Below are 19,855 nucleotides of genomic sequence, written 5' to 3'. Positions count from 1 at the left end.
CTGGCTGGACCGTATGCTCCCGGCCGACCGAGCGCAGGATGCTACGATGACCCTGTCGCGGATCGTTGCCGCTGAAGCTCTCGACGGGCTGGCTGTGGACGATCCGGCGGCGATTCGCTCGCGTCGCGACTTGCGGCGCGTTCATCGTGCGATGGGTACGCGCACGATCGTACGGCGTGCTTTGTCTGACTGGGTCGTGCCGCGAGTCAGGCCGCTGCCGCTGCAGGTGCTCGAAATCGGCGCCGGCGATGGCCACCTGCTGCTTGGCGTCGCTCGTCGGCTCGCGCCGACATGGCCGCCGGTCGATCTGACCCTGCTCGACGCCCAGCCGCTGGTGGACGGCGAAATCGTCAAGAGCTACGCCGAGGTGGGCTGGACTGCTGTCGCCACAGTAACCGACGTCCTCGATTGGGCCACTGCTCCCTCGGACCCGCTGCGTAAGGGCCACGCGACGGCGCGTTGGGACCTGATCATCGCCAACCTCTTCCTGCACCATTTCGCAGGGCAGCAGCTCGCCACGCTGCTGCGTGTGATTGCTGCGCGCAGCGATCGTTTCCTGGCCTGCGAACCGCGCCGTGCCTGGCTCGCCCTGGCCGGCAGTCACCTGCTCGGCGTGATCGGCGCCAGTGCGGTCACGCGCGCAGACGCTGTGTTGAGCGTGCATGCCGGTTTCCGAGGGCAAGAGCTCACGGCGGTGTGGCCGGCTGCTGGCGTCGAATGGCAGGTGCAGGAGTCTTCAGCCGGCCTTTTCAGCCACTGCTTTCGCGCCGCGCGCGTCAAGGTGAGCTGATGCGCACCCACTTCGATGCGCTCATCGTCGGCGCCGGTCCGGCCGGCTCGTCGGCCGCGATCCTGCTGGCACGGGCCGGGTGGTCGGTGGCGCTGATCGAAAAGCAGTCCTTTCCGCGCCGCAAGGTCTGCGGCGAATGCCTGGCGGCGAGCAACCTGCCGCTGCTCGCCGCCCTCGGCATCGGGCCGGCGTTGGCCGCCGCCGCTGGCCCCGAATTGAGTCAGGTCGCACTGCTGCTTGGCGAGCAGAAGATCGTCGCCGATCTGCCGGCAGCCGCGCATGAGCGATATCGTTGGGGCAGGGCGCTCGGCCGCGAGACGCTCGACACCCTGTTGCTCGGGCAGGCACGCTCGGCCGGGGCGCATGTGCTGCAACCCTGGGCGGCGCAGGCGATCGAAGGCCGCGCCGGAGACTGGCGCTGCGCCGTTCGCGCCATCGATTCTGCGGCTGCACTGACCTTGCGCGCGCCACTAGCCATTGCTGCGTACGGCTCATGGGAGCCGCTGCCTGCGCAGCGTCCACGTCGGCGCCTGGTTCGCTCGGCTGCCGATCTGCTCGCTTTCAAGGCCAACTTTCGCGATGCATCGCTGGACGATGGCCTGCTGCCCGTACTCTCTTTCGACGGCGGTTATGGCGGCATGGTCGTTGCCGCTGATGGCCTGACCACGGTCGCCTGCTGCATCCGCCGCGACCGGCTCGAAGCCTGCCGGCGCGCCGCACCCGGCTGGCGCGCCGGCGACGCGGTCGAAGCATTGCTCAAGCGCGCCTGCGGCGGCGTTCGCGTCGCCTTGCAGGCGGCCTCGCGCGAGGGCCCATGGCTCGCCGCCGGGCCGCTCGATCCCGGCATTCACCTGCACGCTGACGACGGCGTGTTGCGCATCGGCAATGCCGCCGGCGAGGCGCATCCGATCATTGGCGAGGGCATGAGCATGGCGTTGCAGTCCGCCTGGCTCCTTTGCGTGCACCTGCTCGGCGGCGAGTGCCGCGACGTGATTCCCGCCGAGCTGGGGCAGCGCGAGCTTGCTCGCCGCTACGCGGCCGAGTGGCGCCGCCAGTTCGCGCCGCGCCTGCGGCTGGCCGCGGCCTTCGCCCAACTGGCGATGCGGCCGGCCGCCGCCGCGCTGCCGATGGCGCTGGGACGAAGCTGGCCAGGGCTACTGACGCTGGCGGCGAGCTGGGGCGGCAAGACACGCTGCGCCGTCGACCCGGCGACGATCGCCTGGCTGGCGCCGACAGAGAGACGGGTGGCCGAGTCGCGCGGGGGGGGCAAACTCGCTTCGCGCGCCCTCTGAGGCGGGGCGAGAGAATTTGACATGAACATGACGACGCAGGAGAAAACAGATGACGAATACCTTCGCAGTGCTCTGTACCATACTGGTCAAGGACTACCAGATCGATGCCGCATCCCTGACCCTCGATGCGCCGCTTGAAGCGCTGGGCATCGACTCGCTCGGCGTCGCCGAACTGCTGTTCACCGTCGAAGACGAATTCAGCGTCAAGCTGTCGCCGGACTCGGTAGTCCTGACGACGATCGGCGAGGTGGTGCGCTACATCGACGAGGTGATCGCGGCACAACACGGTTCGGGTGTTCGCGCTGTGCGCACGTCCGCTTGATGAGCGCCCTGCGCCGGGTAGCGGTCACCGGTATCGGCGTCGTCTCGCCGCTCGGCAACAGTGGAGCCGAGGCGTACGGTCGTGCATATACCGGCCGCTCAGGCATCCAGTGCCTCGACCTGCCGTTCGCTCACCGACTCGTCGCACCGCTTGCTGCCGCCGTGCGCTTCGACGGCACCGCGCATTTCGCGCCACCGAAGCTGCGCATGCTGGACCGGGTCAGCCAGTTCGCACTCGTCGCCGCGCAACAGGCGCTCGGCCGTGCATCCTGCGACCTCGGCCAGGAGGACCGCAGCCGGATAGGCGTCTTCGTCGGCACCGGGATGGGCGGCTCGCAGACCAGCGACGACGGCTACAAGACGCTCTATGGCGATGCCTCGGACCGCATCAAGCCATTCACCGTGCTGATGGGCATGCACAACGCGCCGGCCGCATGGATCGGCATCGAGCACGACCTGCGCGGGCCGAATCTGACTTACTCGACCGCCTGCTCGTCGTCCGCCGTGGCGATCGGTGAGGCGTGGCTGCGCGTCGCCAGGGGCGACCTGGAGATGGCCATCGCCGGCGGCGCCGAAGCGCCGCTATCGTTCGGCTCCCTGAAGGCCTGGGAGGCGCTGCACACGCTGGCCGCCATCGATACGCTGGATCCCTCGGCCTCGTGCAAGCCTTTCTCGAAGAACCGCAGCGGGATGGTCCTTGGCGAGGGTGCAGCGATGGTCGTTCTCGAACCCTGGGAGCGTGCTGTGGCACGCGGCGCGGCGATCGAGGGCGAACTCCTCGGCTACGGGCTGTCGACCGATGTTGGCCACATCACGCGGCCCAGCGTCGACGGCCAGGCAGCGGCGATGCGCGCGGCGCTGCAGTCGGCAGCGCTCGCGCCGTCTGCGATCGACGCCATCAACGCGCACGGCACCGGTACACTGGCCAACGACGCGATAGAGACCGCCGCGATCAAGGCCGTGTTTGGCGAACGAGCGTACGGCATCCCGATCAGTGCGACCAAGGCCTTGCACGGCCACCTGCTGGGCGCTGCCGGTGCGCTCGAATGCGTGTTGTCGCTGCTGGCGATGCAACACGCGGTTGCCTTGCCGACCATGCACCTGCAGACGCAGGACCCGGAATGTGACCTCGACTACGTGCCGAATGCCGCCCGCGACCAGCTTGCCGTGCGCACCATGCTGTCAAACTCGTTTGCCTTCGGTGGCACGAATGCCGTCCTCGTGCTGCGCGCGGTATCGTAGCGAGTGCGCCCGCATCACGACGACAACAAGCCCTGACGTAGCAGGGCGGGCGTGCCGCAGCCATCGCCGCGCATGCCGCCCAGCCTTCCCTGCGCGACATTCGCTGGCTCGACGGGCGTGCACCCGCGTCCGCCGCGAGCAGAGCGAAGTAATGCGTGTCATCACGCGTTGCGCTAACATGGCGGCTGTTGCTGACGGTAAGGCAGCGGGTCAACCTGGGAGGGCAAGCAAGCGGGCAAGCTGACGACGCTGCTCGTCAAAGGCAGCGGCAAGGCGAACCTCAAGATCGTGCTCGAGTGGGCCACGCAAGCCACGTAATCCGCGGAATCCGGCTCTGGCTTCCGCACCCGTCTACGGATTGAGCCAGGCAGCGATGCCCATGATCGACGAGCTGCTGCGCGCGTGCAGCGTGCGTATCGTGACTGCCGGCAGCTCCGGCACTGGCGCATTTGTCGCTCCGGGTCTGGTGCTGACTTGCGCGCACGTCATCGCCAGCGCCCACAAGACAGCCGGGCCGCTGCGCGTATTCTGGTCGGGGCGCGAACTTGACGACGGGATCGAGATCGTCGACTACCACGCCGGACCTTTTCCCGACCTCGCGCTGCTGCGCGTGCCGCTCGGCGGCCGCGCGGTGCCGGTCAGCGCCGTTTTTGCGGCGATGGCCTCGATTGCCGAAGAGCAGCGGCTCCATCATGCCGCGGACTCGCGCTGGCACGCCTGCCTTGATCCGGTACAGCGCGCGCGCCTGCAGCGCCGCAGCGATGCCGCGGCCAACCCCTTCCTCGGCGAGAGCGAGGAAGTGATCGGCCGTGACGAAGCGCTGCACCGCGTCTTCGACAAGCTGCGCGCCGGCAATCATTGCTCGGTAGTCGGACCGCGCGGCAGCGGCAAGTCGGCGCTGCTGCGACTCCTCCGCCCGCGCCTCGGCGAGCAACTGGACTGGACCGCAAGCGAAGTGGCGTGGCTCAACTTCCGTACCATTGAGACGCTGCGCGAACTGCAGGAGGCGCTCGTCCATCGGCTTGGCGGCCAGCGGGCGGGCGACTGGCGCAGCCTGATGCGCGTCAAGCCGCTGCGCCTTGTCGTCCTCGACGACCTGGGCGGCATGGACGCCGGCGCGAAGGGGCTCGAAATGCGCCGTTGGCTGCGCGGGCTCCACGACCAGTTTCAGACCCGCTTGCTACCGCTCAGCAACGAACGGCTCGAAGTCCTCTTCCGCAAAGACGACCCGCTGCGCGACTCGCCGCTGGCCGGCATCGACCCCATCCCGGTCGTGCTGGGACCGCTGCCGGCGGCGGACTGCCGGCGATTGGTCGAGGCGCGACTGGCAGGCAGCAAGCTGCCATTCGCTGACTACGCCGGCCTCTGCCGTGAGCCGCAGCAACCCGCCGCGCTGCTCGCTCGCTGTGCTGCGCGCTTCGAGGAGCAGCGGCGGATCGGCCAGCGATCGGCCCCAGCGTGAACGACGAGTTCCCTTTCGCACCGCGGCGCCAGCGGCCGCTGTCGCTGCTCAATCCCTTCGATTACCTGCTGCTGTTGTACCGGGTTTTCTACTTTCCGCAGGCGTTGCGCTGGTATGTCGAGCGCTTCGGGACCTCGCCGGCGGAGGCACCGATTCGCGAGGTGTTGCGGCAGGACAAAGGACAACGCGGCCTGGTTGCACAAGCCCTGGTGCTGCTGGGGCTGCTAGCCTTGGCTGCCTGGCTGCTGTTGCCCGAGCTTGGTCTTGCCGTGAATCTCACCAAGATGGCGCTCGGCGTGGTGGGCGTGCGGCTCGACGCGGATCTACTGTGTCTTGTCCCCGCCTGGCTGCAGCGCTCAAAGGAGTTTGCGATACGGCTCCAGCGAGTATCGCCGCTGCCTGTTCCCGGTCTGGAGACCTCTTTGACCGAGCGACTCCGGAGCGATTGGTTGGCTGGCCTGCGCGTCTGCGAAGGCCTGCTGTGTTACACCCTTCAGTTCATGCCGGTGGTTGGTGCGATTCGGGCCAACCTGGAGGCGATCGAAGGGGCGCGGCTGCTGCCTCGGATCGCCGCCTGGTGCGACCTCGGGCTGAATGACTGGCGAGCGCTTCGCTACCAGTCGGCGAGTCTGCGCAGCGGTCTGGCCACCGCGTTCAGGGAAGGTTTCTGGGTTGTCCCTCGGCGCTGGCGCCCGCAGATCGACGATACGCTGCGCCACGACACGCCAGCCGAGGCGGCCTGCGCCGGATTCTGGTCGCTGCACGCGGGTGAGGTGGAGCTGGCGGAGCAGGCCTTTGCCCACGTTCAGCACCTGCCCTTCGGCAGCGAGATGCACGGCAACGCCGCAGCGCTGTCGACCGCGCAGCGCTGCGATTCCTTCGCCGAGATCGGCGAGTGGTGTCCGCCCGAGCATCCGGTTGGCGATCGCTTGCGTCCCGCGGTGGCCGCCGTCCTCAACCACCTCGGCGAGATCGCTCGCGATTGCCGCCTGGTCCGCGACTCGCGTTCGATCCGCGAACGCAGCGCCGCGCTGAACCGCGCCAGCGGCACGCTGAAGGCGCTGCAGGCGACGGCGGCTGTCAGCGGCGGACTGCCCGCAACCGGAACGAGTCGTGGTCGACCAGATCCTCGGCCGCTGGCTCGATCAGGTGCTCGGCGTCGCCAGTGAGGTCGGCACGCTGACCGCCCGCGAGGCGGTCGCCAGCCCCCATATCGTCGGCGCACCGGTTCCGGCAGAGCGGCTCGTCGGGCGGGCGGGCATCTTCGACCAGATTCGCTCGGCGTGGGCCAAGCCCGGGCAACGCGATTCGCTGGTGGTCTACGGTCATCGCCGCATGGGCAAGACGAGCGTGATGAAGAACGTCGTCGCCGGCTGCGACTTCGGCGCCAATACCGGTTTCGCCTATCTCACCCTGCAGACGGTGGACTGGTCGGATGCTGTGGCCGACCTCTGTCGCGCGATCGCTTTCGCCCTTTGGCAGGCGGCGCCGCAGGCGCTTGCCGAGCCGGCAGCGGCGACCTTCGACGCGCATCCGCAGCACGCGCTGCGGCGCTTCCTGGCCGGCGTCAACGCCGGCGGCGGCGACGAGCGACGCTTCATCCTGGTGTTCGATGAGTACGAACTGCTCGACGAGCTCCTGCCGGCCGAGGAGGCCAACCGCGTCGTGATGCTGCTGCGCGGCCTGACGCCATCTGGCAACAGGCCGCCGAGGGATCGGCTGGCCAGCACGCGCTCCTGCGCGCCTTGGCAGCGCACCCCGAAGGCCTCGACGAGGTAGCGTTTGGCCAGCTCGCCGGACTGACCGGCGCCGGGCTGACGGCCGCGCTGCAGGCGCTGCGTGAGCACGACGTGCTGATCGCCGAAACGGGCCGCTACGGTTACGCCGTCGAACTGATGCGCCTTTGGGTGGCCGACGAACGGATGGAGCTTGACCTGTGAAACCAGTTCGGCAGGTCATGCCTTTCTTTTTCCATTAACCGCCAAGAAAGTGCAAAATTCTGGCTTTGTCGTGTCGCCAACGTAATGCGCCCTTATCTCGCGGGTATGGCATGAACAAAGATCTTGCCGCGTCGGTGCGGGCACCCAGTGACACGGGAGTCTGGAGGCGGACTGCGTGCAAACGGGCGTGTTTTTGTGTGTCCTGGGCGCCGACTGCCCTCGTAGCATGTCTGTTTCGGATATTTCGTTTATACTTTCTCCCGCGCTGCTGTTCCAAGCTTCCAGGAGGCCGTCATGACCACTCTCTCATTCACCCGCTCGCTGCCCTCGGCCGAGGAAGTCGCTCTCGCACGCGAGAGCGGGCGGGCTCTGTCCGCCTATCTGGAGACCCATGCTGAAACGCAGCAGATCGGGATCTTCGACGACCAAGGCGCGGCCCATCCGGTTCGTCTCCCGGTGTCGGCTCTGCGACTACTCGTTGATCTCCTGACAAAGATCGGTGAGGGCAGCGCCGTCAGCATCATCCCCATCCATGCTGAACTGACCACCCAGGACGCAGCGGACGTGCTCAACGTATCGCGTCCGTTCCTGGTGCAATTGCTGGAGCGCGGCGAGATCCCGTTCCACAAGATCGGCACGCACCGCCGCGTCCGCTACCAGGACGTGATTGCGTACAAGGATCGCATCGATGCGGAGCGCAGCAAGGCCCTCGATGCATTGGCAGAACAGGCTCAGGAACTCAACATGGGGTACGAATGAATGCGCTTGCACTTCACCGTCATCTACGACGCGTGCGTGCTCTACCCGGCACCGCTGCGCGATTTCCTTATGCGCCTGGCCCTTACGGATCTGTACCGGGCGTGCTGGACGGAGATGATCCACGATGAGTGGATTCACAACGTCCACAAGAAGCGGCCGGATCTGAAGCGAGAAGACCTGGATCGCACCCGCGCTCTGATGAATGCGCATGTGCGGGACAGCCTCGTCACCGGCTTTGAACATCTGATCCCGTCCATCGAGTTGCCGGACTCCGATGACCGTCATGTGGTGGCAGCAGCCATTCACGGCGGCGCCACACTGATCCTGACGTTCAACCTGAAGGACTTCCCGGAGGAGTTGCTGAGGCGCTACAACCTCGCGGTACAACATCCGGATGACTTCATCTTCGACCTGCTCGAACAGCATCCGGCCAGTGTCTGCGAGGCAGCGGCCACGCACCGGCGGTCGCTGAAGAACCCGCCCAAAACGGCGGACGAATACCTGGACACGCTGCTGAAGCAGGGGCTGACCCAGACGGTTGGCCTGCTGCGAGAGTGGAAGGTGGTGATCTGACAGACGCGCGGGCAATTCCGAGTCTGACCCCCGATACGCCGCTCGAAGCGCTGAGCATCGACCCGCTCGGCGTCGTCGAGCTGCTGTTCATCGTTGAAGACCAATTCAGCGTCCAGCCGTCCTTCGACGGCAGCGCGCATTTCGAGCCACCGAAGCTGCGCATGCTCGACCGGGTCAGCCAGTTCGCACTCGTCGCCGCGAAACAGGCGCTCGGCCGTGCATCCTGCGACCTCGGCCAGGAGGACCGCAGCCGGATAGGCGTCTTCGTCGGCACCGGGATGGGCGGCTCGCAGACCAGCGACGACGGCTACAAGACGCTCTATGGCGATGCCTCGGACCGCATCAAGCCATTCACCCTAAAAACCTCTGTTGGCGGGGGAAAATCCCGTTCATGCTTCGACAGGCTCAGCACGAACGGGATTTTCTCGGCTCACCCAACGGGTGAGCTTCCGTTAATCACCCATGCCGGGAACCGGGCTCAGACCGATTCTCTGGCGTGCAGCGGATTCCTGATCCTGTGCTGCGGCGGTTGTGGGCGACCGGGTCGCGCTCGCTCCGTGCGCTGGCGAACAGACGCAAAGCGCGGCGCGGTCACCATTCGCGCGCAGTTGAGACAGCAGGCCAAGGCGTCAGCCACGAACCCACCAGAACAACGAAGAACAGGCCGTTTCAAGCTATCCGTTTTGCACCGGGGGGCTCTGCGCATGCGTTTCAACCCCGACCTCGAGCAGTCGTGGTTCGGTTCGCTGATGGAGATCATCAACAACGCCACCATGCTGTCGATCATCCTCACCGGGGCGGCGCTGATGATCCTGGCAATCGGCAGGATCCTTTTCATCGCCTCGCTCGCACGCTTTCGCAAGACGATCGGCCATATGGCTTGATCGCCAAGGCCAGGGCTGCTGACGCTGGCTGCGACACTGGACACGCTGATGAAGCAGGCGCTGACGCAGACCGTTGGCTTGCTGCGAGAGTGGAAGGTGGCGATCTGACAGACGCGGGGGCAATTGCGAGTCTGGGAATGGAACTGATGTGGACAAGGCTACGCTGTCGCCCTCGTTTGCCTTTGGCTGCACGAATGAAGTCCTCGTGCTGTGCGTCCTGTGGGGGCCAATGCGCAGGCGTCACCAAGAAAACAAGCAACCCGTGCTGACCACACAGCCCGCACTTACCTGCAGTGCGAGGCGGTCGTGCAGCTGGTTCTGGGTTAACGTTCCTGTACCTGGGCGGAATCCCGCGGGCGGGTCGGCGCGCACATCTCGAACGTCGACATTCGTGGTCTTTGGGCTGAGCTGCCGGCGACCGCCCTGCGCCATTGGACAGGAGGCCGCGTTTAGCCGGTGTTCGTGCTTGGTGACTTGGCGTCGTGAACGCTCAGACGTCCGCGCGCGGTGCCGTTCCGTAGAAAGCGTTGATCCCGTGTGCCCACGACGGGTCTGCCATATTGGGCCACATGTCCTTGTCGAAACCTGGGGCGCCCTCGAGGCGGTCCTTGTCCATGTCCAGCGTGAAGCGTTTGTTTCTCGTATCCAGCGTCAAAGCATCCCAGGGCACAGCAAAAAGTTTCTCGCCCATGCTGAGGAAACCACCAAAGGACAATACCGCGTAGCTCACCCTGCCGGTGCGCATATCGAGCATGATCTCCTTGATGTCACCCAGATCTTCTCCTTTCTGGTTGTAGACCTCGTTGCCAAGAAGCGTGTCGGCTCCCATCTGGTCAGGGCCCGGTCCGTGGCGCACGTCGGCTCCGGAACTTACCACGGTGTCGATCCTGTACATGCCATAAGCATCGCGCTCTTCGTAGTTCATGTGCATCTCCATTCAATCGCTGATATTGAAAAAAAAAAGGGGCGCCGAACCGAGTGCCCGGCGCTTACCTGCTCGGTGCGGTCATCCGGATCACTTGGCGATGAGCATCGGTTTGGCGGTTCCTTCGCTGACCAGCAACTGCGCCCGGAGCTCACCGTTCGGCGACTGAGCGCTGTGCACATTGACGTAAAGATTACCGGCCAGGTAGCTCGCATACTGGGCGTCAGTTAACCTGGCGCCGACAGGAACCGAAAAGCTGTCGCTCTCGGTCTTGCTCAGGGTGATGATCGGCGGGCCGTTTTTCCCCGCGGCGGCCTCGTGAATATGCGCCATCGTCGCAACAAATCCGGATATCTTGATGCTGCCGCTCACCGTGTGGTCAGGTCGGACAGATATCTGTGCCGACCCGATTGCTGAGGTGGCCACCGGCGGCACCTCGGCGCTGCCCTTGAGGGAAATCGACACAGGCTGCTCGGCATGGGCGCTTGCCGAAGCGATGAGCAGCAGCACAAGCGGGGCCAGCCGATTGAGCAGGCTTCGGGGCGACGTTGACGTAGGGATCAAAGTGTATTCCTTTCACACGGTTGCATGAACCGGCGGCAACGGCTGCCCCCGTACCGACGGGTTTGCCGAGAATTCCGCCCAGCCTAAATCTGGGACTTGAAGTAATGAAAAGAACGAATAAATGCATCGCGCAGTTTTTCCATTTCGGCAACCATCGTTTCCCAGGAATCTTCGCCCGCAGCTCTGAGTTCGTCGAGTTTGGCAATGGCCAGTTGTGATTGCTCACGCAGCTTGGCCATTTCTGCCTGATATTTTTCGTGCGCCCCGGCTTTCGCTTCCTGCGCCTTGGCTTCCAGTGCGCTCATTTTTGCATTTACGTCATCGAGTTGAAGTTTCATCTTCTCGATATACTCGTCTCTTCTTGTTGACATGGTATCAGCTCCTTGCGGTTGAAAAAAATCGGGCTGAAAGCGAGCAAGCAATTCCGTGTCTCGCCTTCGTGTTTTCCTGCAATGGCGAAAAGCATAAGCGCGAAAGAAGGCGGAGTCTGTGCGTTCGCGTACAGACGGGAGCTGATTGTGGTGACCCTTTGCGACGAAGATCGTGCAGTCAAGCGTGTCCGCTGCCGCGAGTTGGCAGCGGCGAGCGCGAAAAGGTTTGCCACCTGTGTACGCTGGCGCACGGATTCGGCGGGCGGCAAGGCTCACAATGTGAATCGAGTTCCGCAGCCAGCGAAAAGGGGTGAGATTCCAATCGCTGGCTCAACGCCAGCCACCGCTCGGTGTCGGCGAATTCTTGATCGAGAGAACTCAAACTCAACCTGGAAAGGATAGCTGCCATGCTGTACACGATCGCTGTTGTTCTCATCATCCTCTGGCTCCTGGGTCTGGTGACTTCCTACACCATGGGAGGCTTCATCCATATTCTGCTGGTCATCGCCGTCATCTCGATTCTGGTCAACCTGATCAGCGGGCGCCGCTCCGGCTGACTTCACAGAACAAGGATAGCCAAAAATGAGGAAATCATGATTATCAGCAAATTTGCGTTAGTCGCCCTGGCGCTTGCCGGCTGCGCTGCGGGCGCTCTTGCCGTCAGCCGTCGCCCCGGCCGCCTGGAAAAGCGGCGGCTCGAAGAAGGGCTGCGCACGTGGGAGGATGAAGGCGGCAGTCTGGCGCCATCCGTGGCTCGGGCCACGGTACGTTCCTCCCTGGCGCTCCTGAGTCCGGACTCGCTTCCCGGAATACCCTCAAGCCGGAGTTGCTCAAGCCGCGCGTACCAGCCAACCGCCATGATGAGGAGTAGGGAATGGAAGCCATTGCGCTAAGAGGCGTATTCTCGAAACAGCCGCCGCTTGCCAAGGTCGGGAGTCTGCGCGAGCGAGCGCAACAGCATCTCGACAGAGGCGCGGTCACTGCGGGCTATGGCGCCGACCGCGAGAACGTGATCGAGGCGTTGAATGAAGCATTGGCTACTGAGTTGGTCTGCGTGCTGCGCTACAAGCGCCACTACTTCATGGCCGCGGGGATTCAGGCCACGCCGGTCGCTGCCCGCTTCCTCGACCACGCAGCGGCGGAGATGGCGCATGTCGACCTCCTCGCCAGGCGCATTATCGAACTCGGCGGCGAGCCGAATTTTTCGCCTGACGGGCTGGCAGCACGCAGCCATGCGGAGTATGTCGAAGGGCATTCGCTCAAGAGCATGATTACCGAAAACCTGATTGCCGAGCGTATCGCGATCGAGAGCTATCGCGAGGTGATTGCCTCCCTCCGCGATCAGGATCCAAGCACGCGCCGAATGCTGGAGGACATACTTGCCAGCGAGGAGGCGCACGCCGAAGACTTGTCGTCGCTCCTCAAGGATGTCAAAGGCTACGGGAAGGGCTGACCCGACGGTGATCCGAAGCGGAATGTCGAGTACAGACCGTGCACGACTCAGAGTCGTCGCTTGCCGGCCCGAGCAACGCTGTTTCCCCGCCGGATCCCTTACCCCTTTCAGGAAGACAGACCATGTCCGCAACAGGAAACAGTGCCCGCCTGGTGACCGATGTCGGCGCGGTCGGCGGCCTTATCGCCTCGCCGGCGACGCAGAAAATCGGCGCTTCGATCGCCGCCGCTGCCCTGCTGTTCCTGCTCGTCGTAGCGGCATCGTTCTGGTCGTTCAGGCAGGTCGAAGAAGCTGCCGCGGCGCGACAGCACTCGTCGCTGGTCATCAGAAGCGCGGGTGATTGGCTCGCTAACCTGACCGATGCCGAAACCGGTCAGCGCGGCTACTCGCTGACCGGCGACACGGCCTTTCTGGAGCCGTATCTGGCCGTAAGCGACCATATCAGCGAGAGTCTGGTGCAGTTGCGTCAACTCGGCTTGAGCGGTCCTGCGCAGCGCAAACTAGATGCCCTGGTGCCCTTGATGGACGCCAAGTTGGCGGAGATGTCGCAAGCCATCGAGTTGCGTCGCAGCGGTGAAGCAAACGCCGCGCCGAAGCCCACCGGCAGTGGCGACGGCAAGCAGTTGATGGACTCGATTCGTTCCGAAATGAACGGATTCATTCAAGCTGAGCAAGCCTCGATGGTCGAGCATGAGGCTGATTTCCAGGCCAGCATGCACCGCTTGTTCATCCTCATCGTCAGCGCCAGCCTGTTGGCGCTGCTCTTTGGTCTGTCGCTCGCCCGCCTGATTCACCGACAGACACAGCAGCGGCTGACGAACTCGTTCCATGCCGAAACGCAGCATTTGCTTGAGAGTCAGGAGGCGATCAATGAGCAACTTAAGCAGGCCAACACCACCTTGCGCAACAGCGAGGAAAAGCTCGCCGTAACGCTCAACTCGATCGGCGACGCCGTGATCGCCACCGATGCCCGGGCGCGTGTGACGCGACTGAATCCAGTTGCCGAACAACTCACGGGTTGGACGCAGGCCGAAGCAACGGGTCGTCCGGTGGACGAAGTTTTCCACATCATCAACCAGGAAACGCGTCAACCCTCGGCTATTCCGGTGATGGACACCCTGGCCAATGGCACGAAGCAGGGCCTCGCCAACCACACGGTACTGATAGCGCGCGACGGTAGCGAGTGCGCGATCGCTGACAGTTGCGCACCGATTCTCGACCGTGAAGGTCTGGTCGTCGGCGCCGTGCTGGTGTTCCGCGATGTCACCGAGGAATACGCAGCGCAGCAGGCCTTGCGCGACAGCGCCGCGCTGATCGAGACGATTCTCAACACCGTCGTGGACGGCATCGTCACCCTGCATGCCCACGACGGCCTGATCAAGACGGTCAATCCGGCGGCTGAGAAGATGTTTGGCCATGCCGCCGCAGATCTCATCGGGCAAGACTTCAGTTTGCTGATCCCCGAACTTGATCGAGGACAGCGCAATGGCAGCCTCGAGTTTTACCGCGCGAGCGATGAAGCGCGCGCCATCGGCCTCGGGCGCGAAGTCGTCGGCCGGCGCAAGGATGGCAGCGCTTTCCCGCTGGAGATAGCAGCGAGCGAGATGTGGCTGGGCGGCCAGCGTTACTTTACCGGTATCTTGCGCGATATCACGGCGCGCAAGCAGGCTGACGAGGCGCTGCTCAAAGCCGGGGCACTGCAGACCGCGATTTCCAACAGCGCCAATTTCTCGAGTATCGCCACAGACGCTCAGGGCGTCATCCAGATTTTCAACGTCGGCGCGCAACGGATGCTGGGCTACGCGGCTGCCGAAGTGGTGGACAAGATCACGCCGGCCGACATTTCCGATCCGCAGGAAGTGATTGTGCGTGCCAGTGCCTTGAGCGCCGAGTTCTCGACACCGATTGCGCCGGGCTTCGAGGCACTGGTGTTCAAGGCCTCGCGCGGCATCGTCGACGTCTACGAGTTGACCTATGTCCGCAAGGATGGCAGCCGCTTCCCGGCCGAGGTATCGGTCACTGCGCTGCACGACACTCAGGGCACCATCATCGGTTACCTGCTGATCGGCACCGACACCACGGAACGTAAGCGGGTCGAAGCGGAGCGGGCGCTCCTCGATCAGGTACTGCATGACAAGAACACCGAGCTGGAGAGCGCCAAGGTCGCTGCTGAAAGAGCCAACCTCGCGAAATCGGATTTTCTGTCCAGCATGAGCCATGAATTGCGTACGCCGCTCGGTGCGATCCTCGGTTTTGCGCAACTCATCGAAACCGGCTCGCCGCAGCCGACTCTCGCCCAGAAGCGAAGCATCGATCAGATTCTCAAGGCTGGCTGGTATTTGCTGGAGCTGATCAACGAAATCCTCGATCTCGCGCTGATCGAGTCCGGGAAACTGTCGCTGTCGGTGGAGCCGGTATCGCTCACCGAAGTCATGGACGAATGCGAGGCGATGGTCGAAGCGCAGGCGCACCGGCGTGGCATCCGCGTGGCCTTCACTCCCTTCCCAACCCCCTGCTTTGTCAACGCCGACCGGACGCGATTGAAGCAGGCGCTGATCAACCTGCTCTCCAACGCGATCAAGTACAACAGGGTGGGCGGCGCGGTCACCGTGGAGTGCACGCCAAGTCTTCCCAATGCTACTCGCATCAGCGTCCGGGATACCGGAGCGGGGCTGGCTGCGGAACAGCTTGCACAGCTTTTTCAACCCTTCAATCGTCTCGGACAGAAGACCAACGTCGAGGAGGGATCAGGGATCGGCCTGGTGGTGTGCAAACGGCTGGTCGAATTGATGGGCGGCGTCATCGGTGTGGAAAGCACCGTCGGGCAAGGCTGTGTGTTCTGGATCGAACTGGACAGCATCACTGCCCCGCAAGTGGCCGCCCGCAAAGCAGAGCCGGTGCAGCTTGCCCTGACGCAGGGCCGTGGCGAGGCGCCCCTGCAGACCGTTCTATACGTCGAGGACAACCCGGCGAATCTGATGCTGGTCGAGGATCTGATTGCGCGTCGGGATGATATCCGCTTCCTGAGTGCTCGGGACGCCACATACGGCATCCAGATTGCGCGTGCCGCGCTGCCGGATGTTATCCTGATGGACATCAACCTGCCGGGAATCAGCGGCATCAAGGCGCTTAGAATACTGGCTGAAGATCCGGACACGGCGCACATCCCGGTGCTTGCTCTCAGTGCCAATGCCATACCCCGCGATATCGAGAAGGGACTGCAAGCCGGGTTCTTCCGTTATCTCACCAAGCCGATCAAGGTCGACGAGTTCATGGAAACGCTGGACGTGGCCTTGAGATTTGCAAAAAAAGAAGCTGCCCGTGCAGCGAACCAGGAAGGAGCATGATGGTTACCGAGTCCGAAATCCTTGCTGCCAGCATCCTGATCGTTGACGATCAGGAACCCAATGTCCTTCTGCTCGAGCAAATGCTGAGTGAGGCCGGCTATACTTGCGTGACCTCGACGATGAATCCTCAGGATGTCTGCTCGCTGCATAGAAGGAACTGCTACGACCTGATCCTGCTCGATCTGCAGATGCCTTTGATGGACGGCTTCCAGGTGATGGAGGGCCTGAAGACCAACGCTGCCGATGCCTACCTGCCGGTGCTCGTGATCACCGCCCAGCCGGGCCATAAACTGCGTGCCTTGCAGGTCGGCGCGCGGGATTTCATCAGCAAGCCGTTCGATCTGGTCGAAGTCCGGACGCGCATCCGCAACATGCTGGAAGTGCGGCTGCTGTACACGAAGCTCGAAAACTACAACACGGTACTGGAACAGACGGTGCAGGAACGGACCGCCGAACTGCGCGAAAGCGAAGCCCGCTATCGTAGCCTGACCGAACTGGCGTCCGACTGGTACTGGGAGCAGGACGAGACGATGAACTTCACCAAGGTTTCCGGTCCGGTCCTGGAGATGCTCGGAATCCGCGTCGGCCCACTGGTGGGAGAGACCACCAGTGACGCTGTGCTCGCAGGCTGGAATGAAGCGGAGCGGGAGGTGCTGCAGGCGACCATCGCTGCTCGACAGCCATTCCTTGATTTTCTCTTTCACCGCGTCAATGCCGATGGCTCGCAACAGCAGTTTCGGGTAAGCGGCGAGCCGATGTTCAACCGCTCGTGCCGTTTCGTCGGCTACCGTGGAATCGGAGTGGAAGTCAGCGCGCCCAAGTAGACTCTGAATCAGAATCCAGGCGTATTGAGGGTCAGCAATGTCAACGCTCCATAGTCCAGGTCAAAACCATCTTCTTGCCGCCTTGCCAACGGCCGAATTCGAGCCTCTGGCCGCGCACCTGCATCTGGTGCCGCTGGCGCTCGGGGACATGCTCTACGAACCTGGCATAGAGCTGCAGCACGCCTATTTCCCGACTACCGCCATCGTCTCGCTGCACTACGTCATGGCTTCTGGCGCGTCGTCCGAATCCGCGGGGGTGGGCAACGAGGGTGTAGTCGGCATTCCGCTGTTCATGGGCGGGAACAGCACGCCAAGCTCGGCCGTCGTGCAGACCGCGGGTCACGCTTATCGGCTGGAGGGCCGCCTGCTGAAGCAGGAATTCAGTCGCGGCGGCTTGCTGCAACGTTTGTTGCTGCGCTACACCCAGGCGCTGATGACTGAGATGGCTCAGATCGCGGCCTGCAATCGGCACCATTCGGTGGAGCAGCAACTGTGCCGCTGGTTGTTGATGACCCTCGATCGTCTACAGAGCAGTGACCTGATCATGACCCAGGAATTGATCGCCGGCATGCTCGGTGTGCGCCGGGAAGGCATCACTGAGGTCGCCGGGCGTTTGCAGAAAGCAGGCTTCATTCGCTACCGGCGTGGACACATTGCTGTCCTTGACCGCTCCGGACTGGAGACGCGCGCATGCGAGTGCTACGCCGTGGTCAGCAAGGAATTGATCCGCCTGCTCTCCGATGTGCGTTCTCGCCAGGGTGTGCCAACGGTCGTCAACTCACCATCGTCCGGCCAGCCGCGTCTGCCGTCTTGCGGGCGGTAATTCTCCCGTCGTCACTTCGGCTCGCTTGATGTTGGCCCGAGAGCTGGTGAAACCGCTCAGTTGCGGAATACCCCTGAAGGTGCCAGCGGTGGTTTCGGCGAATTTCAGCGAGGTTTGACTGAAATTCGCCGCTTTGCTCTTCGTGTTCCGGATCATCCCGTGAAGAACGTCGCCTGCGCCCTCCTGTTCGAGTGCGGCAGCGCAACCGGCAAAAATAAACCAGAGAATAGTCAGGTAAAAAGTGGGAAAGCGTTCAGGTCGTGTCATGGCCAAACTCAAGAATCAAGGCAATGCGCTTAGAGTCTGCCCATTACCAACAGGACGATCAGGATCAACACCACCAGCCCAAGGCCACCGCTGGGACCGTAACCCCAGGCCCGGCTGTGCGGCCAGGCTGGAATCGCGCCGAGCAGCATCAACACCAGAACGATCAGCAGAATGGTTCCCAATGACATTTCATTTCTCCTCACAGTAATTCGTGATATCGCGGCGTTCGAGAGACCTCGCATGGTGCAGCAATTGCGTTTTCCTTGGCGCGCCGCGCTTTGTCTTGCGACATCGATCAGCGGCGGCTACTGGCCAAGACGCCAATGATCAGCCCGACTGCAGCGGCAACTCCGATAAGCTTCCACGGGTTGTCCAGTACGTACTCCTGGGTGGCATCTGCCGCGACTCTGGCCTTCTTGCTTACCGCGAGTCGCGCGTCGTCGAATCGGTCTCGGGCCTCGGCGACCTTTTCTCCGATCCTCGTGGCTGCCGTGGCGAATTCCTCTGCGGTGGTGTTGGCCATGTCCTGCAGCAGGTAGTTGGCGTCGTCGACGGCACTCCTGAGATCCTTGCCGAGCCTGTTGCTCGTGCCTTCAACCGTCCGCTGCCGTGCGAAAAATCTGCTAGTCATCACATCTCCTGGTGTAAGTGCTTGAGCGGGGTGACGATGACGGTCGGGATTCCCTGCCCATCATGGCCATTGGCGAGAAACGGGTCGGCTGCATTTGCGCGACCCGCCTGTCTCTCTTGACAGATGGCCGCGTATTCAAGCGCCGCCATCCCTCGGTCACGGATTCTGTTCCTCGCCCACTGTGCAGTCTGTGCGCCACCGTACGCAGGGCGTTCGGTGGCGCACAACGACGTCGGGAAAGGCTACCGCTCCGGGTCTGAGCTTGGTCAGCATCTCTCGCGCTGTGTGCGTGACCGTACAGATCGCGCCGAATGGTGCGCCTAGACTGCCCACCTGCATAGGAGATTCACTTTCATGAACACCTTCATCAACAGTCATCGACACCGTACTGCGCGCATTGGCGCAGTCGCGTCGCCAGTCGTCTTGCTGGGCACTGAGCACCCTGTCAAAGCACAGGAAGCGCAGAACCGGGACGAACTGCACGACTGGGAAGATGAATGCGGACGCCCCGCAGGGAACGATGCTCCTGCGACTGTGTCGTGACGCTCTTTGCCACAAACCCGCCATCATCGGCATCATCAGGAGAAGAAAATGTCCAGCGTCGGTTATCACGAGCCTGTAGAAGATTTGTCTGCGGCAACACGCGACATGCACAGGGCCATTGTGTCCCTGATGGAAGAGCTGGAGGCGGTGGACTGGTACAACCAGCGTGCCGAGGTCTGCGAGGACACGGAATTGAAGGGCATCCTCGAGCACAATCGGGACGAGGAAAAGGAACATGCCTCAATGCTGCTGGAGTGGATTCGGCGCCAGGATGCGACGTTTTCCGATGAGATCAAGGACTACCTGATGACCGAAAAAGTGATTGCGGACAAGTAAGCAGGCGTGCAGGGTGCCGACCAGACCTGGTCTCAATGGCCGAAGGCGGTTGTCTCTGCCTTTGGCGCGCTGCAAATTCCCGCGAAAGCCAGCCATACCATGAGCGATACCATGCTCGCCGCGTGCCGTGCCGCTCGCACGGTCTTTTTTGACTCACCACTGGAGATTCAACCATGAACCAAATCAGCAAGTATCTTTCCGCAGTATTCCTCGCCGTGACGCTGGCTTCGGCTGTCGGTTGCGCGTCGACGCCAAAGCAGGAGGGGACCGGCGAGTATGTTGACGACACCGCCATCACGACCAAGGTCAAGGCGGCAGTGTTCAATGAGCCGTCGCTGAAATCAGCCGAAATCAACGTGGAGACCTTCAAGGGCGTCGTCCAGTTGAGCGGCTTCGTGAGCTCGCAATCAGCGGCGAACAAGGCGACCGAGGTGGCGCGCGGCGTCGCGGGCGTAAAATCGGTCAAGAACGATATGCGCGTCAAGTGAGCCTTGCCTGATCGCCAGTC

The 19,855-nt window shown here is 63.2% G+C and carries 24 protein-coding genes and 1 pseudogene; 19 read left to right on the top strand and 6 right to left on the bottom strand.

Features of this window, described 5'->3' with window-relative positions:
* The first annotated feature begins 46 nt into the window (after positions 1–46).
* From ACCAA_RS03525 to ACCAA_RS22410, 11 genes and pseudogenes are all read left to right on the top strand, one after another.
* Positions 47–790 (top strand): class I SAM-dependent methyltransferase, encoded by a 744-nt coding sequence (locus tag ACCAA_RS03525; RefSeq protein ID WP_186405859.1) that lies wholly within the window; start codon positions 47–49, stop codon positions 788–790.
* Positions 790–2,082 carry an NAD(P)/FAD-dependent oxidoreductase gene (locus ACCAA_RS03520; RefSeq protein ID WP_186405858.1) on the top strand — a complete coding sequence of 431 codons (1,293 nt, stop codon included), beginning with the start codon at positions 790–792 and terminating at the stop codon, positions 2,080–2,082. Before ACCAA_RS03525 ends, ACCAA_RS03520 begins: the two co-directional genes overlap by 1 nt.
* 49 nt (positions 2,083–2,131) lie before the next feature.
* Entirely contained in the window at positions 2,132–2,404 is a 273-nt protein-coding gene (locus tag ACCAA_RS03515; RefSeq protein ID WP_186405857.1) for an acyl carrier protein, read from the top strand.
* Entirely contained in the window at positions 2,404–3,645 is a 1,242-nt protein-coding gene (locus tag ACCAA_RS03510) for a beta-ketoacyl-[acyl-carrier-protein] synthase family protein (RefSeq protein ID WP_186405856.1), read from the top strand. Before ACCAA_RS03515 ends, ACCAA_RS03510 begins: the two co-directional genes overlap by 1 nt.
* A 379-nt stretch (positions 3,646–4,024) precedes the next feature.
* Positions 4,025–5,107 (top strand): S1 family peptidase, encoded by a 1,083-nt coding sequence (locus tag ACCAA_RS03505; RefSeq protein WP_186405855.1) that lies wholly within the window; start codon positions 4,025–4,027, stop codon positions 5,105–5,107.
* The gene (locus tag ACCAA_RS03500) at positions 5,104–6,276 is read left to right on the top strand and encodes a hypothetical protein (RefSeq protein WP_186405854.1); all 1,173 of its coding nucleotides are present in this window, start codon (positions 5,104–5,106) and stop codon (positions 6,274–6,276) included. The genes ACCAA_RS03505 and ACCAA_RS03500 overlap by 4 nt, the downstream gene beginning before the upstream one ends.
* Entirely contained in the window at positions 6,221–6,886 is a 666-nt protein-coding gene (locus tag ACCAA_RS03495; protein ID WP_186405853.1) for an ATP-binding protein, read from the top strand. The genes ACCAA_RS03500 and ACCAA_RS03495 overlap by 56 nt, the downstream gene beginning before the upstream one ends.
* The gene (locus ACCAA_RS03490) at positions 6,853–7,047 is read left to right on the top strand and encodes a hypothetical protein (RefSeq protein WP_186405852.1); all 195 of its coding nucleotides are present in this window, start codon (positions 6,853–6,855) and stop codon (positions 7,045–7,047) included. Before ACCAA_RS03495 ends, ACCAA_RS03490 begins: the two co-directional genes overlap by 34 nt.
* A 294-nt stretch (positions 7,048–7,341) precedes the next feature.
* Complete coding sequence (locus ACCAA_RS03485) at positions 7,342–7,806, top strand: helix-turn-helix domain-containing protein (protein WP_186405851.1); 465 nt, start codon at positions 7,342–7,344, stop codon at positions 7,804–7,806.
* Positions 7,807–8,379 carry a PIN domain-containing protein gene (locus ACCAA_RS03480; protein WP_186405850.1) on the top strand — a complete coding sequence of 191 codons (573 nt, stop codon included), beginning with the start codon at positions 7,807–7,809 and terminating at the stop codon, positions 8,377–8,379. It begins immediately after the preceding gene.
* Positions 8,361–8,720: pseudogene (locus ACCAA_RS22410) on the top strand (beta-ketoacyl synthase N-terminal-like domain-containing protein); the annotation flags it as partial. The gene ACCAA_RS03480 and the pseudogene ACCAA_RS22410, both read left to right, overlap by 19 nt.
* A 1,033-nt stretch (positions 8,721–9,753) precedes the next feature.
* Here ACCAA_RS22410 and ACCAA_RS03470 read toward each other — a convergent pair.
* The 3 genes from ACCAA_RS03470 to ACCAA_RS03460 all read right to left on the bottom strand — a co-directional run bounded on the left by ACCAA_RS03470 (position 9,754) and on the right by ACCAA_RS03460 (position 11,399).
* Complete coding sequence (locus tag ACCAA_RS03470) at positions 9,754–10,188, bottom strand: PRC-barrel domain-containing protein (RefSeq protein ID WP_186405849.1); 435 nt, start codon at positions 10,186–10,188, stop codon at positions 9,754–9,756.
* 90 nt (positions 10,189–10,278) lie between these two features.
* Positions 10,279–10,752 (bottom strand): CHRD domain-containing protein, encoded by a 474-nt coding sequence (locus ACCAA_RS03465; RefSeq protein WP_245754411.1) that lies wholly within the window; start codon positions 10,750–10,752, stop codon positions 10,279–10,281.
* 83 nt (positions 10,753–10,835) lie between these two features.
* Positions 10,836–11,399 (bottom strand): sll1863 family stress response protein, encoded by a 564-nt coding sequence (locus tag ACCAA_RS03460; protein WP_186405848.1) that lies wholly within the window; start codon positions 11,397–11,399, stop codon positions 10,836–10,838.
* Positions 11,400–11,530: 131 nt separating this feature from the next.
* Between ACCAA_RS03460 and ACCAA_RS03455 the strand changes: the two genes are divergently transcribed.
* The 5 genes from ACCAA_RS03455 to ACCAA_RS03435 all read left to right on the top strand — a co-directional run bounded on the left by ACCAA_RS03455 (position 11,531) and on the right by ACCAA_RS03435 (position 17,570).
* Positions 11,531–11,680, top strand: coding sequence for a lmo0937 family membrane protein (locus ACCAA_RS03455; protein ID WP_186405847.1), 150 nt, complete (start codon positions 11,531–11,533; stop codon positions 11,678–11,680).
* Positions 11,681–11,997: 317 nt separating this feature from the next.
* On the top strand, positions 11,998–12,576 hold the full coding sequence (locus ACCAA_RS03450; protein WP_186405846.1) for a ferritin-like domain-containing protein: 579 nt from the start codon (positions 11,998–12,000) through the stop codon (positions 12,574–12,576).
* Positions 12,577–12,698: 122 nt separating this feature from the next.
* Complete coding sequence (locus tag ACCAA_RS22675; protein ID WP_186405845.1) at positions 12,699–15,923, top strand: PAS domain S-box protein; 3,225 nt, start codon at positions 12,699–12,701, stop codon at positions 15,921–15,923.
* Positions 15,920–16,747, top strand: a complete 828-nt coding sequence (locus ACCAA_RS03440) for a response regulator (RefSeq protein WP_245754410.1) — start codon at positions 15,920–15,922, stop codon at positions 16,745–16,747. The genes ACCAA_RS22675 and ACCAA_RS03440 overlap by 4 nt, the downstream gene beginning before the upstream one ends.
* 37 nt (positions 16,748–16,784) lie before the next feature.
* Positions 16,785–17,570, top strand: coding sequence for a Crp/Fnr family transcriptional regulator (locus ACCAA_RS03435; RefSeq protein ID WP_186405844.1), 786 nt, complete (start codon positions 16,785–16,787; stop codon positions 17,568–17,570).
* Here ACCAA_RS03435 and ACCAA_RS03430 read toward each other — a convergent pair.
* The 3 genes from ACCAA_RS03430 to ACCAA_RS03420 form a co-directional block, all read right to left on the bottom strand.
* Complete coding sequence (locus ACCAA_RS03430) at positions 17,526–17,837, bottom strand: transporter (protein WP_186405843.1); 312 nt, start codon at positions 17,835–17,837, stop codon at positions 17,526–17,528. The genes ACCAA_RS03435 and ACCAA_RS03430 overlap by 45 nt on opposite strands.
* Positions 17,838–17,866: 29 nt before the next feature.
* The gene (locus tag ACCAA_RS03425; RefSeq protein ID WP_186405842.1) at positions 17,867–18,025 is read right to left on the bottom strand and encodes a DUF3309 family protein; all 159 of its coding nucleotides are present in this window, start codon (positions 18,023–18,025) and stop codon (positions 17,867–17,869) included.
* Positions 18,026–18,132: 107 nt separating this feature from the next.
* Positions 18,133–18,468, bottom strand: coding sequence for an ElaB/YgaM/YqjD family protein (locus tag ACCAA_RS03420; protein ID WP_186405841.1), 336 nt, complete (start codon positions 18,466–18,468; stop codon positions 18,133–18,135).
* 354 nt (positions 18,469–18,822) lie between these two features.
* On the opposite strand from ACCAA_RS03420, the gene ACCAA_RS03415 reads away from it, so the two are divergent.
* From ACCAA_RS03415 to ACCAA_RS03405, 3 genes are all read left to right on the top strand, one after another.
* Entirely contained in the window at positions 18,823–19,011 is a 189-nt protein-coding gene (locus ACCAA_RS03415; protein WP_186405840.1) for a hypothetical protein, read from the top strand.
* A 48-nt stretch (positions 19,012–19,059) separates the two neighbouring features.
* Complete coding sequence (locus ACCAA_RS03410; protein ID WP_186405839.1) at positions 19,060–19,347, top strand: ferritin family protein; 288 nt, start codon at positions 19,060–19,062, stop codon at positions 19,345–19,347.
* Between the two features lie 173 nt (positions 19,348–19,520).
* Entirely contained in the window at positions 19,521–19,835 is a 315-nt protein-coding gene (locus ACCAA_RS03405; RefSeq protein WP_186405838.1) for a BON domain-containing protein, read from the top strand.
* Positions 19,836–19,855: the final 20 nt, after the last annotated feature.

Origin of the sequence: Candidatus Accumulibacter aalborgensis (assembly GCF_900089955.1) — a bacterium.
Classification (GTDB): Bacteria; Pseudomonadota; Gammaproteobacteria; order Burkholderiales; family Rhodocyclaceae; genus Accumulibacter; species Accumulibacter aalborgensis.
Note: the sequence above shows the minus strand (reverse complement) of the source record. Positions and strands in the feature narration are given on the sequence as shown.